Raw genomic sequence first — 12850 nt, forward strand, 5'->3', positions numbered from 1 at the left:
AGGAGATATGACCATGATGTCGCCAAGACGAAGGCTGTTGGCACCCTTGCTCTACCTGATCCTTTCGATGCTGTGTGTCCATGCGGCTGAACTGCCGCGTGTGGGTTTGGTCATGAAGTCGCTGGCCAATCCATTCTTTGTTGCCATGGCGGATGGCGCCAAAGTCCATGCAAAGTCGCACGCGGGCAAATACACGCTGGTGTTGACGGGTATTGAGAATGAAACCGACAAGGCCGGACAAATACGGCTGGTCGAGAAAATGATTTCCGACAAGGTCAGTGCCATCGTGATTGCTCCTGCGGATTCGCGTGACCTTGTACCGGTGGTGCGCAAGGCGCTGGCGGCGGGCATCCTGGTAGTCAATATCGACAACAAGTTCGATGATCGCGTGCTGGCGGAGCAGGGCATCAATATTCCGTTTGTAGGCCCAAGCAATCGCCAGGGTGCACGTGAAGTGGGGGCGTTCCTGGCGCGCCAGCTCAAACCTGGCGATAAGGTCGCCATCATCGAGGGGATCTCCAGTACCACCAATGCCCAGGCAAGGACGGCGGGTTTTCGGGAGGCTATGGCCAGCGCTGGCGCCGATGTGGTGGCGGTTCGCAGTGGTTTGTGGGAAACCGCGCCAGCCCAAAAGCAGGCGGCTGATTTGCTGAAGGCCCATCCCGACCTGAAGGCCTTGCTTTGCGGTAACGACAGCATGGCGTTAGGCGCGGTTGCAGCTGTGCGCGCCAGCCAACGCCAAGTCGCCGTAGTGGGTTATGACAATATCCCGGCTGCTGCGCCATTGCTGGCAAGTGGTCAACTGCTGGCAACTGCCGACCAGTATGCTGCCCAGCAAGCGGCATTCGGAATTGACCTAGTGCTGAAGGCCATACAGGAGAAGACCGAGCAGGCATTGTTGCCGGCCATGGTGCAAACGCCTGTGAAGCTGGTGGTCAAGTGACGTGATGAGGGCTGCAACCTATCTGCGGGCGCTATTGGCCCTGATGTGCTGCGCATTACTGCAGGCTGCGCCGTCTGGCGAGCCGGTCACCGTCATGGTTGAATCTTACCCGCCCTTCGTGAATGAGGGCGGCACGGCGCCCGCTGGCCCATATGTTCAGGCCTTCACGCAGTTAGCCGCCGCACAAGGCGTTGCCGCGAGGATGCAACTGGTGCCTATACGCCGTGCGCTGCTCATGGCCGAAAAGTCGCCAGGTCATTGCGTGCTGGCGCTGAACTACGCGGCGGAAACCACCGAGGTGCTGCTCTATCTTGGCAGGGTGGCACCCATGTATGTGTGGGCCTATGCCAAGCGCGGTTGGTCCGGGCGGCTGACCCGTGTGGGCGACTTGAAGCGCTACAGGGTTGGTGCGATCAATATGGCAGAGTTAAGGCTGTTGCTGGAGCAAGAGGGCGTGGCCTACGAGCCCTTGCAGATCAGTGGTAAAGGTGCGCAAATGCTGGCGGCCGGTAGATTCGATGTATTGCTCAGCGATATCGGCCCCGCCTTGGAGACGGCTAACAGTGTTGCGCCGCTGGAGCGGCGCCTTGTCGTGCTGCGGGCTGATCGCTGGCTGGCCTGCCACCCCAAGACCAGCCCTTTGGTGGTGGCTAAACTCAGGCTTGCGCTCCGCGAAGGCCTGTTCGCCGAATCGACGGAGCCCATCTGGTCTCGGCATGGGCTGTCTGATTACTATCAACAAGTGCGCCGAGAATGGCCTGGCGCCACCAAACCCTGAGTATTAAGTGCTGCTTCGCATTCTTGCCATTATTACCCCGGTACTACTGATCGTGCTGGTGGGTTACCTCTATGCCCGTCGTCACAAGCCTGATCTGGCGGCCATGAATACCCTCACCATCGAGTTGCTGGCACCCTTGCTGGTGTTCTCGGGGCTGACCTCGCGCGATTTTGACCTGCTGGCCAACCGCTGGTTGCTGTTGGGGGGCGCGCTGGTGGTGTTCGGCTCGGGGGCCCTGGCCTGGCTGGTGGCACGCTGGCGGCGTTGGGATGTGCGTACCTTTGTGCCGCCCATGATGTTCGGCAATACCGCCAATATGGGCCTGCCGCTGGCTGTGCTGGCATTTGGCCCAGCTGCCTTGCCACCGGCGGTGGCCCTGTTTGTCATGACCAATATGCTGCACTTCACGGTGGGCACCCGCATGGTCAACCCGGGGGCCTCGCTGGGGGCCATGTTGCGCAGCCCCATGATACTGGCCTCGCTGGCGGGCATAGCCTGCAACCTGGCGGGCATGCACCTGCCGGAGTGGCTGTCGCTGCCCATCAAGCTGCTGGGTGAGGCGGCCATTCCGCTGATGCTGTTTTCCCTCGGTGCACGCATGCTTGATATCAGCCTGGCCGGTTGGCGGGTAGGCATAGTCGGGGCTTCGCTGGGGCCCTTGGCCGGCCTGGCCGTGGCCTGGCTGGCGGCGCAACTGCTGCCCTTGCAGGGCATGGCGGTGAGCCAGCTCTATGTGTACGCGGCACTGCCACCAGCCGTCATGAATTTCATGATTGCCGAGCGCTACCAGCAGGAGCCGGACAAGGTCGCCTCCATCGTGCTGTTGGGTAATGTGGCCAGCCTGCTGTTCGTACCCTTGGGTCTGGCACTGGCGTTGGCGTAATGTCCTGGGCAACTTGTCCATACATTGCCGTAATCCCGGATTGTGTCCATGTTGTCGTGGCCAGAGCACTACATGAGGGTCGATGTCGCGCTTTCGTAATAATCTGTCGATGTGTTGAAAATATTTGACAGTTATAATGACGTAAGTTGTTGATTAAAAACAATTCGTGCGGCGCACAAAACCATTGCGCCGGCCGCCCTCGCTCCGCTAGAATCGTTCAAGCCTGTCAGAACCTCACTTGGTTCGGCAGGCTTTGTTTTCGAAGCGCTTGGACGGCTGTTTCCGCCATCCTCTCCGCAGTTGCCTCCCCATGCCGCGACACCCGCGCGGCACCCGCCGCCCGGCAGAGTGACCCTCGCCGGGCCGGCCGCAACGCCACACCAGCGTGTTTCCACGCCGGCCGGAACCAAGCGCCACTCCCCAAAAAAAGGGGCCGCGTCAGCATGTTGCCGCCACAAGCGGCTCGCATGAACGAATGCCGCCCCGCTCGCGTACGGGTAATACGACATGGATGACAGACAGCGCCGCCTTGACGGCACGCTTTACCGACCCAGCTTCGAGCAGGATTCCTGCGGCTTTGGCTTGATCGCCAACATGGACGACAAACCATCGCACTGGCTGGTTTCGACCGCGATTTCCTCGCTGGCCAACCTCACTCATCGTGGCGCAGTCGCGGCGGATGGTAAATCGGGTGATGGCTGTGGCCTGCTGTTCCGCAAGCCCGACAGCTTCCTGCGTACCGTGGCCAAGGAGAAGGGTCTGGAGCTGCGTAGCCATTACGCCGCCGGCCTGGTATTCCATAGTGCCGATCTGGAACTGGGCAAGCAGTCGCTGGCCACCCTGAAGGCACAACTGGAAGAGCAGGGTCTGGAAGTGGCCGGCTTCCGCACCGTGCCGACCGATACGCGTGCCTGTGGCGCCTATGCGCTCAAGACTCTGCCGGCCATTGCCCAGATCTTCGTCAACTGCCCGCCGCATATGGATGCCGCCAGCTTCGAGCGCCGCCTCTATATCGGCCGCCGCCTGGCCGAGAAGGCCAATGGCGGCGATGGCAGCTTCTACATACCCACGCTGTCGGCCCACACCATTTCGTACAAGGGCCTGGTGACGCCCGAAAACCTGCCGGTGTTCTTCCCCGACCTGCAGGACGAACGCTTCACCGCCTCGCTGGCGGTGTTCCACCAGCGTTTCAGCACCAATACCTGGCCTCAGTGGAAGTTGGCCCAGCCTTTCCGCTATGTGGCCCATAACGGCGAGATCAACACCATCTCGGGCAACCGCTCCTGGGCCCGCGCCCGCGAAGCCATCATGGCTTCGCCGCTGATTCCGGATATGGATGCCATCCGCCCCATCGTGCAGACCGATGGCTCGGACTCCATGAGCCTGGACAATATGCTCGAAGGCCTGCTGATGGGCGGCATCGATTTCTTCCGCGCGCTGCGCCTCTTGGTACCGCCGGCCTGGCAGAACGTGGACAGCACCGACAAGGAGCTGCGGGCTTTTTACGAATACAACTCCATGCATATGGAGCCGTGGGACGGCCCTGCCGGCATCGTGCTGACCAACGGCCGCTACGCTGGTTGCATGCTGGATCGCAATGGCCTGCGCCCGGCCCGCTATGTGCTGACCCGCGACCGCCATTTCACCATCTCGTCCGAGATCGGGGTGTGGAACTACAAGCCCGAGGATGTGGTGAAGAAGGGCCGTGTGCGGCCCGGCCAGATCATTGCCGTGGACTTGCAGTCGGGCCAGTTGCTGTTGCCGCATGAGATCGACCAGAAACTGAAGTCTGCCCACCCCTACCGGCGCTGGATCAAGCAGTACGCCAACCGGCTGGAGCTGAGCATGGACGAGGACAGCGGCCGGCCTGAGCTGTCGCGCGAGCAGCTCAATGTGTTCCAGAAGCAGTTCCAGGTGTCGTTCGAGGAGCGCGACGCCGTGATACGGGTGCTGGCCGAGGATGGCCAGGAGGCTGTCGGCTCCATGGGTGACGACACCCCCATGGCCGTACTGTCGCAACGGGTGCGTTCGCCCTATGATTTCCTGCGCCAACAGTTTGCCCAGGTGACCAACCCGCCCATCGACCCCATACGCGAGGCGGTGGTGATGTCGCTGAACACGGTGTTCGGCTCCGAGAAGAATATCTTTGAAGAGACCGCCGACCACGCCAAGCGGATCGAAGTCAGCAGCCCGGTACTCAGCTTCGAGAAGTTCAAGCTGCTGACCGGACAGACCGACGAGCAGTTCCGTTCGCAGAGCTTTGACCTGAGCTACGACCCGGCCAGCACTAATCTGGCGGATGCCCTGGCTGCCCTGGCCGAGGCGGTGGTAGCAGCCTCGCGCAACGGCATTGCTATCGCTGTGCTGAGCGACCGCAACCTCAGCCGCGACCGTCTGGCCATCCATGCGTTGTTTGCCACTGGCGCGGTGCATACTGCCCTGGTCAATGCCGGCCTGCGCTGCAAGACCAACCTGCTGGTGGACACCGCCACAGCGCGCGACCCGCATCACTTTGCCTGCCTGATCGGCTATGGCGCGACGGCGGTGCATCCCTACCTGGCTTATGAGGTGATCGCCGACCTGATCGCTGGCGGCCAGGTGACCGATCGCCAGTCCGAGGCCATGAGCAAGTACCGCAAGGGCATCAACAAGGGCCTGCTCAAGGTGCTGTCCAAGATGGGCATCTCCACCGTGGCGTCCTATCGCGGTGCGCAGCTGTTTGAGGCCGTGGGCATCGCCGACGAGATCATCGAGCGCTGCATGCCCTTTACTGTCAGCCGTGTCGGTGGTGCGGGGTTTGCCGATTTCGAGGCCGACATGAAGGCCTTGCACAAGCTGGCGTTCAACCCCATGCGGCCGATTTCGCAAGGGGGGCTGCTCAAGTATGTGTTCGGCGAGGAGTATCACGCCTACAACCCCGATGTGGTGATGCAGCTGCAAAAGGCCGTGCAGAACGGCGACTATGCCGAGTACCTGCGCTATGCCGAGCTGGTGAACACCCGGCCGGTAGCCATGCTGCGTGACCTGATGCAGTTGAAGCTGGCAGGCACCACACCCATTCCCTTGGATGAGGTTGAACCGCTGGAGGCCATACTCAAGCGTTTCGACTCGGCCGGCATGTCGCTGGGGGCCCTGTCGCCCGAGGCGCACGAGGCCCTGGCCGAGGGCATGAACCGCCTGGGCGGGCGTTCCAATAGCGGCGAGGGTGGCGAAGACCCGGCGCGCTATGGCACAGCCAAGATGTCCAAGATCAAGCAGGTGGCGTCTGGCCGCTTTGGCGTTACCCCGCATTACCTGGTGAACGCCGAAGTGCTGCAGATCAAGGTCGCTCAGGGCGCCAAGCCCGGCGAGGGCGGCCAGCTGCCGGGCGACAAGGTCAGCGGCCTGATAGCCCGGCTGCGCCATGCCAAGGAAGGCATCAGCCTGATATCGCCGCCGCCGCACCACGATATCTATTCCATCGAGGATCTGGCCCAGCTGATTTTTGACCTCAAGCAGGTCAACCCCAGTGCGCTGGTGTCGGTGAAGCTGGTGGCGGAGCCTGGTGTCGGCACCGTGGCGGCCGGTGTGGCCAAGGCCTATGCCGACCTGATTACCATCTCGGGCTACGACGGTGGTACCGGCGCCTCGCCGCTGAGCTCGGTGAAGTATGCTGGTTCGCCCTGGGAGCTGGGTTTGACCGAAGCCCAGCAGGTACTGCGCGCCAACGGCCTGCGGGGCCGGGTGCGGGTGCAGACCGACGGAGGCCTCAAGACCGGCCTGGATGTGATCAAGGCCGCCATCATGGGAGCCGAGAGCTTTGGCTTCGGTACCGGCCCCATGGTGGCGCTAGGCTGCAAGTTCCTGCGTATCTGCCATCTCAACAACTGCGCGACCGGGGTGGCCACGCAGGAAATCAAGCTGCGCTCCAAGTATTTCATCGGCCTGCCCGACATGGTGGTGAACTACTTCACCTTTATCGCCCGCGAGACCCGCGAGTGGATGGCCAAGCTGGGCGTGCGGTCCATGGCCGAACTGATAGGCCGTACCGAGCTGCTGGAGTTGCTGGAAGGCGAAAGCACCCGCCAGGGCCAGCTGCGGCTGGATGTGCTGTTGAGCCAGGGTGGCATACCCGAGGATGAGCCGCGCTATTGCATTAGCGAGGGCAACCCCAGCTTCGACAAGGGCGAGCTGGCCGAGAAAATGGTCAAGGACGCCCTGGCGGCCATCAGCAGCAAGACACCGGTCCAGCTGGAGTACGCGGTACGCAATATCAACCGCTCCATCGGTGCCCGCCTCAGTGGCGAGATTGCCCGCCAGCATGGCGCCGAGGGTTTGCCTGCAGGCTGCCTGGATATCCAGCTTAAGGGCTCGGCCGGCCAGAGCTTTGGCGTATGGAATGCCAAGGGCCTGCACCTGACGCTGGAAGGCGATGCCAACGACTATGTGGGCAAGGGGATGAATGGCGGCCGCCTGGTGATCTACCCACCGGCAGGCGTGATGTATCAGCCGCACGAAGGCACCATCATCGGCAATACCTGCCTGTATGGCGCAACCGGTGGCGAGCTGTTTGCCTCCGGCCTGGCCGGCGAGCGCTTTGCCGTGCGCAATTCCGGCGCGCTGGCGGTGGTGGAGGGCCTGGGCGACCATGGCTGCGAATACATGACGGGCGGCTGTGTCATTGCCCTGGGCCAGACCGGGCTGAATTTCGGTGCCGGCATGACGGGTGGCTTTGCCTTCGTCTACGACCGCGACGAGAAATTTGCCTATCGCTACAACAATGAGCTGATCGATATCCATCTGATCAACGGCGAAGCCATGGGCCAGTACCGTGCCTTCCTCAAGGAGAAGATCGAACAGCACGTTGCCCTGACCGGCTCGGTAATTGGTGCGCAGATCCTGGAAGACTTCGACGACTACGTCGATTACTTCTGGCTGGTCAAGCCCAAGGCGGCCAGGCTCGATAGCCTGCTGAAAGACTAAGTGTGAGGGGCGGGGCCGGTATGGCGGGATGAGACACCGCATGCCTACCCCGCTCTGTGAAGATCAAACGATGCGCAAGCGCCTGCGGGCCGACCCCGCCAGCCTTGCCCATCCCACCTCACGAGGCATCACATGGGTGACGTATTCAAGTTTTTGAACCTGCCGCGCGATCCTGGCCAGAAGTTCGAGGCGGCGTTCCGCCGCAGCAAGTTCATCGAGATCTACGCGCCGCTGCAGAATAGCGACGCCGCCGAACAGGCCGGCCGCTGCCTGAGCTGTGGCAATCCCTACTGCGAGTGGGAGTGCCCGGTGCACAACTACATCCCCAACTGGCTCAAACTGGTGGAGGAAGGGCGCTTGTTCGAGGCCGCCGAGCTGAGCCACAAGACCAACTCCCTGCCCGAGATCTGCGGCCGCGTTTGCCCGCAGGACCGTTTGTGTGAGGGTGCTTGTACCCTGAACCAGGGCGGCTTCGGTGCCGTCACCATAGGCTCGGTCGAGAAGTACATCACCGACGAGGCCTACAAGCAGGGCTGGCGGCCGGATATGTCGCAGGTGATCAAGACCGACAAGCGCGTCGCCATCATCGGCGCCGGCCCGGCGGGCCTGGCAGCGGCCGATATGCTGGTGCGCAATGGCGTGGCACCGGTAGTGTTCGATCGCTACGAGGAAATCGGCGGCCTGCTGACCTTTGGTATTCCGGAGTTCAAGCTGGAGAAGGATATCGTCCGCCGTCGCCGCACCATACTGGAGGACATGGGGGTGGAGTTTCGCCTCAATACCGAGATCGGCACCGATATCGCATTCGAGAGCCTGCTGGCTGACTACGATGCCGTCTTCATGGGCATGGGTGCCTACCAGTACATGAAGGGCGGCTTCCCCGGCGAGCAGCTGCCGGGGGTGATCGAGGCGCTGCCTTTCCTGGTCAACAACATTCGCCATCGCATGGCAACCCTGCCAGAGGGCGAAAGCCATCTGAGCATGGAGGGCAAGCGGGTGGTGGTGTTGGGTGGCGGCGATACCGCCATGGACTGCAACCGCACCAGCATACGCCAGGGCGCTGCCAAGGTGATCTGCGCCTATCGCCGCGACGAAGCCAATATGCCCGGCTCCAAGCGTGAAGTGGCCAATGCCAAGGAAGAAGGGGTGGAGTTCCTGTGGAACCGCCAGCCTGTCGAGATCGTGCGCCTGAATGGCAAGCTGGGTGTAAAGCTGGTCACCACCCAGCTGGGCGAGCCCGACGCCAAGGGCCGCCGTGCGCCCGTCATCGTGGCAGGCTCGGAGGAAATCATAGAATGCGACCATGTCATCGTCGCCTTCGGCTTCCAGGTCCAGCCCGAGCCCTGGTTTGACGGCAATGGCATCCGGACCGACGAGCGCGGCCGTACCCTGGCCCGTGAGAAGCAGACCTTCAAGCACCAGACCAGCAATCCCAAGGTGTTTGCCGGCGGCGACCAGGTACGGGGCGCTGACCTGGTGGTGCGCGCGGTGTTCGAAGGCCGGCAGGCGGCGGAAGGTATGCTGGCTTATATGGGGGTGTGGTAGGCCTTTTGTGGGCAACGTGGTTGCATAGGCAGCCGCCACCTTCGCGCCGGTTCTGGTCGGCGCACCTGCCTGCGGTGGGCACATTTACGCTATGAAAAGGAATCGGCACAGGGAGTGTACTGTGCCGATTCTATTTATTGCCGCAGGTAATCTGCCTGTGGAATTCGCGAGCCTGGTTTAGGGCTTGACGAGTTTGTCCAGATTGACGGCCTGGCTATCAGGCAAATGCTTTTGCGCTTCTTCTTCGGTTGCCGATTTGATACTTGCGCAGCGGCTGTTCGGTCTGACCAGGAAGAAGTTGGACTGGGAGACATTGGCTATGAACTTGAGCGATTCCTCTTTCCAGGTAGGAGAGAATCCGCCAAAGCACTTTACAGCAATGTAGTGCTCTCCTGGCGTAACCAGAAACTCGGCATGCTCGCCAGAGCCAATTCCGGCTAGATCTTTGCCATTGAACGCAATGGTGTAGCCGTTGGCGGCCCCCACCAAGTCACTGATCCGGACCACCACAACTTTGGCGGCGGTATTGCGATCTGCGACGGGAGGCAGATCGCCCAGGCGGCCAGACATGGTGCCGCAACCAAATAGGGTTGCCAGCAAGGGAGTGAGTAGTAGCGACTTTTTCATGGTGCGTCGTTCTTGGACTGAATAGTGAGTTATGCGGCGTAGTCTATCCGAAGTGACACTACCTACTCACTACCAATCTGTCACCCGACAGGGGTCTGTGCTCTCGGCCCGCACGCAGTGTGTTTGAGGTCGCATTGATAGCGCACGCAGGCAGTGCATGATTGTTAACGGCCAAACCCCACCACCCGCTGTTTCAGTTGCTCCAGCCCGCCACCACTGCCGTAGCGCGCAGCCAGATAGCAGTCGAGGATGGCCTGTATCTCGGTTTCGCGCTGAGGTAGCCGAGCCATGGCGCGCTGGGCGAAGTCGCGGGGGCCTTCGGCCCTGGCGGGTACCAGGTCGTAGGCGGCCAGCCTGCGGCAGAAGCTGTCCCACAGCTGGCGTGCGGCATCAGGCTTGGGCGGGCGCATGCGCCAGAGTAGCCAGCCGGCGATCAGGGCGATGCAAAGGCCGATGCTGCCCAGGAAAACGGCCACGAACTTGCCCGACAGCAGGTCGGTGATACCCAGCCGTTTCAGGACCTGCCGCTGGCGTTCCGGGGTATAGCCTATGACCCACTGGTTCCAGCCGTTGACCATGCTGTCCAGCGCCAGCTGTGCCCGCTTGACCAGATTGTTGTCCAGCCGCAGCAGATAGGGCAGGTCGGAGTCGTTCACGGCTGATGCCAGGCCTTCTTCGATACGCGAGGGGGCCACGGCAAAGGTGGGGTCTACCCGCTGCCAGCCCTGGCCTTCGAGCCAGACCTCTGCCCATGCGTGGGCATCGGCCTGACGGACGATCAGGTAGTCGCCGTTTTCCTCGCCGCCCTGATAACCGCCCACCACCCGGGCCGGGACGCCAGCGGCCCGCATCATGAAGACGAAGGCCCCAGCAAAGTGTTCGCAAAAGCCCTGTTTGCCGCCGTAGACAAAGTCGTCAACCGCATTGCTACCATATAGCGGCGGGGCCAGGGTGTATTGCAGGCCCTGGCCGGTAAACAGCTGCAACACGGCGTCGACCCGTGCCTGTGGCGGCAGAGTGCGCCAGGCTGCAGCCTGCTGGCGCGCCCTGGGGTTGCCTTCTTCGGGCAGTACCAGGGCACGGGCCAGCATGGCCTCGTCTTCGTCCACGCCGGCTCGGTATTGCAGGTAAGCCGACAGTTCCAGCCGCAGGCGCTTGCTGACTTGGCGGCGGCCGACCAGTTGTAGTTGGTCGGACATGCGGCCTTCGTCCGGCACCGTGGCAGGCATGTCCAGAGCCAGCAGCCAGGGGCGTTGATGGGGCTCCAGCGTGATGGCATAGCGTAGCGGCGGCTGGGTGCCGCCTTCTATGCGGGGCGAGGTGGTGGCATTGGGTGGGCTTTGGGTCCAGGTCCTGCCGTCGTAATCGAGGAATACCGGGCCGCGCCAGTACAGCAATTCCTGGGCGGGGCGCTCGCCTTCGAAGCTCACTCGGAAGGCGACTGAGTCGTCCTTGGACATATTCGAGAAGCTGCCGGGCGACATGCTGTCGGCCAGGCCTGAGCGTATGCTGCCGCGATCCTGCGGCAAGCGCCACAGCGGCCCTTCGATACGCGGGAAGAAGACGAACAGCAGGGCCATGACGGGCAGGGCCTGCAGCATCAGCACGCCGGCAAAGCGTGCCTGTTTGAAGGCCACCCGCCATTGGCCGGTCCAGCCGCCCAGGGTGTGCCAGCCTATCAGCAGGGTGGTGATGATCAGTACCATGGCGCACAGATAGGCGGCCAGGGCCATGGTCTGGTCGAACAGCAGGTTGGTCACCACCAGAAAGTAGCCGAGGTAGACCAGGAGCAGGGCATCGCGGCGACTACGGGTCTCCAGCAGCTTGGCGCCTATCAGGGCTGCGAACAGGGCTATGCCGCCGGTACGGCCCAGCAGGGTACGGAATTCGATGAAGACACCGACTATCAGGCCGAAGGTGATGGGCAGCAGCACCCATTTGGGCGGCATGCGCCCCTGGGTGCGGATCAGCCAGATGCGCCAACCGAACAGAATGGCCAGGGCGCCCAGCAGCCAGCTGGGCAGGCGGCCGGCGTGCGGCAGCAGCAGGCCGGTCAGTACCGCCAGCAGGGCCAGTATCTGGGTACGATCCAGCCGGTCCGGGTTCATGTGGCCTCCCGTATGCCGTGCAGTGCCAGTGCTGCCAGGCAGGCATCGCGATGGGCTTCGCCCTGGTCTGCCGCCAGCACTTCGCCCGGCAGGCGCAAGCCATAGGCCAGGCCGGCGGCATGGGCGGCCAGGACCCAGGCGGTAAGGCGGGAAAGGCGCGCCTCGGTGTCGATCAGGCCGGATGCCGCGTCCCAGTCCAGCCAGAGGGCCTCGGCGGCCTGGCCGTGGAACTCCTTGACCATCAGCGCATCGTCACGCGCTGCAACCTTCCAGGCCACATGCCGTGGTGAGTCGCCGCGCTGGAACGGCCGCAGACCGGCAAAGTCGTCCTGGCCGCGCGGGGTTAGCGTGCCTTCGCCGTCTCCGGTGGCGGCCATGGGCAGGGGAGGCGGGTCGTTCTCCGGTTTTGGGTAGACCAGGGCCCGTTGGCTGAAGAAGGCATAAGACCAGGCCTGGAATACGCCCAGCGGCCAATGGGTTTCTATCCGTAGCCGGGGGGCCACCAGCCAGCCGCGCTTGCTTGCCGACAGTGGCAGCCAGACCCTAGCGGTATCCCCAGGGGCGACATCGCTGGCTTCGACCGGACCCTCGAAGCGCAAGCCAAGGTTATGCCGGGGTAGGCGGCTGTCGTTTTCCAGTATCACTTCAAAGCGTGCCACCTCGCCGGCAAAGCAGGGGTCTGCCCTGCCGGGCATGAGGCTCAGGCCCAGCAGGTTGCGGAAGGTATGGAATACCGAGGCCAGCGCCATCGAGGCCAGCAGGAAGACCAGCAGGTAGGCCAGTGCCAGATCGTAGTTGATGGCACCGCCCAGCATGGCTACCAGCATGATGCAGAACACCAGGCCGCTACGGCTGAGAAAGATGTAAACGCGGTTCTGGGTCAGCCGCTGCGCCACCATGCCGTGTGGATGGCGCCGTTGCAGCCAGCGGTTCCAGCGCTGCTGCAAGGGGGCGAGCAGGCCAGCCAACCAGGTGCGGCGGGGGGGAGGTGCTGGGTGCATGGC

General features: G+C 62.8%; 8 protein-coding genes. 5 read left to right on the forward strand and 3 right to left on the reverse strand.

Annotated features, from left to right (window positions below; translation table 11 throughout):
• The first annotated feature begins 13 nt into the window (after positions 1–13).
• The 5 genes from QQK16_RS19915 (at position 14) to QQK16_RS19935 (ending at position 9111) form a co-directional block, all read left to right on the forward strand.
• Positions 14–943 carry a substrate-binding domain-containing protein gene (locus tag QQK16_RS19915; RefSeq protein WP_308447088.1) on the forward strand — a complete coding sequence of 310 codons (930 nt, stop codon included), beginning with the start codon at positions 14–16 and terminating at the stop codon, positions 941–943.
• A gap of 211 nt (positions 944–1154) precedes the next feature.
• A complete protein-coding gene (locus QQK16_RS19920) occupies positions 1155–1721 on the forward strand; it encodes a hypothetical protein (protein ID WP_284198247.1) in 567 nt (188 codons plus the stop codon).
• Between the two features lie 7 nt (positions 1722–1728).
• The gene (locus tag QQK16_RS19925; RefSeq protein WP_284198248.1) at positions 1729–2604 is read left to right on the forward strand and encodes an AEC family transporter; all 876 of its coding nucleotides are present in this window, start codon (positions 1729–1731) and stop codon (positions 2602–2604) included.
• 507 nt (positions 2605–3111) lie between these two features.
• A complete protein-coding gene (gene gltB, locus QQK16_RS19930; RefSeq protein WP_284198249.1) occupies positions 3112–7566 on the forward strand; it encodes a glutamate synthase large subunit in 4455 nt (1484 codons plus the stop codon).
• 132 nt (positions 7567–7698) lie between these two features.
• The gene (locus QQK16_RS19935; protein WP_284198250.1) at positions 7699–9111 is read left to right on the forward strand and encodes an FAD-dependent oxidoreductase; all 1413 of its coding nucleotides are present in this window, start codon (positions 7699–7701) and stop codon (positions 9109–9111) included.
• 177 nt (positions 9112–9288) lie between these two features.
• Here the strand turns inward: QQK16_RS19935 and QQK16_RS19940 are convergent, their stop codons facing one another.
• The 3 genes from QQK16_RS19940 to QQK16_RS19950 form a co-directional block, all read right to left on the reverse strand.
• Positions 9289–9738, reverse strand: coding sequence for a hypothetical protein (locus QQK16_RS19940; RefSeq protein WP_284198251.1), 450 nt, complete (start codon positions 9736–9738; stop codon positions 9289–9291).
• Between the two features lie 164 nt (positions 9739–9902).
• Positions 9903–11846, reverse strand: coding sequence for a transglutaminase TgpA family protein (locus QQK16_RS19945; protein ID WP_284198252.1), 1944 nt, complete (start codon positions 11844–11846; stop codon positions 9903–9905).
• Complete coding sequence (locus tag QQK16_RS19950; protein WP_284198253.1) at positions 11843–12847, reverse strand: DUF58 domain-containing protein; 1005 nt, start codon at positions 12845–12847, stop codon at positions 11843–11845. The genes QQK16_RS19945 and QQK16_RS19950 overlap by 4 nt, the downstream gene beginning before the upstream one ends.
• Between the last annotated feature and the right edge of the window lie 3 nt (positions 12848–12850).

Source organism: Chitinimonas prasina (genome assembly GCF_030160395.1).
Taxonomy (GTDB): Bacteria; Pseudomonadota; Gammaproteobacteria; order Burkholderiales; family Chitinimonadaceae; genus Chitinimonas; species Chitinimonas prasina.

What these genes read in the sequence shown, in the direction of transcription:
- QQK16_RS19935 (WP_284198250.1), top strand. Translation starts at nt 7,699, where the DNA reads ATGGGTGACGTATTCAAGTTTTTGAACCTGCCGCGCGATCCTGGCCAG.
- gltB (WP_284198249.1), top strand. Translation starts at nt 3,112, where the DNA reads ATGGATGACAGACAGCGCCGCCTTGACGGCACGCTTTACCGACCCAGC.
- QQK16_RS19945 (WP_284198252.1), bottom strand. Translation starts at nt 11,846, where the DNA reads ATGAACCCGGACCGGCTGGATCGTACCCAGATACTGGCCCTGCTGGCG.
- QQK16_RS19915 (WP_308447088.1), top strand. Translation starts at nt 14, where the DNA reads ATGATGTCGCCAAGACGAAGGCTGTTGGCACCCTTGCTCTACCTGATC.
- QQK16_RS19940 (WP_284198251.1), bottom strand. Translation starts at nt 9,738, where the DNA reads ATGAAAAAGTCGCTACTACTCACTCCCTTGCTGGCAACCCTATTTGGT.
- QQK16_RS19950 (WP_284198253.1), bottom strand. Translation starts at nt 12,847, where the DNA reads ATGCACCCAGCACCTCCCCCCCGCCGCACCTGGTTGGCTGGCCTGCTC.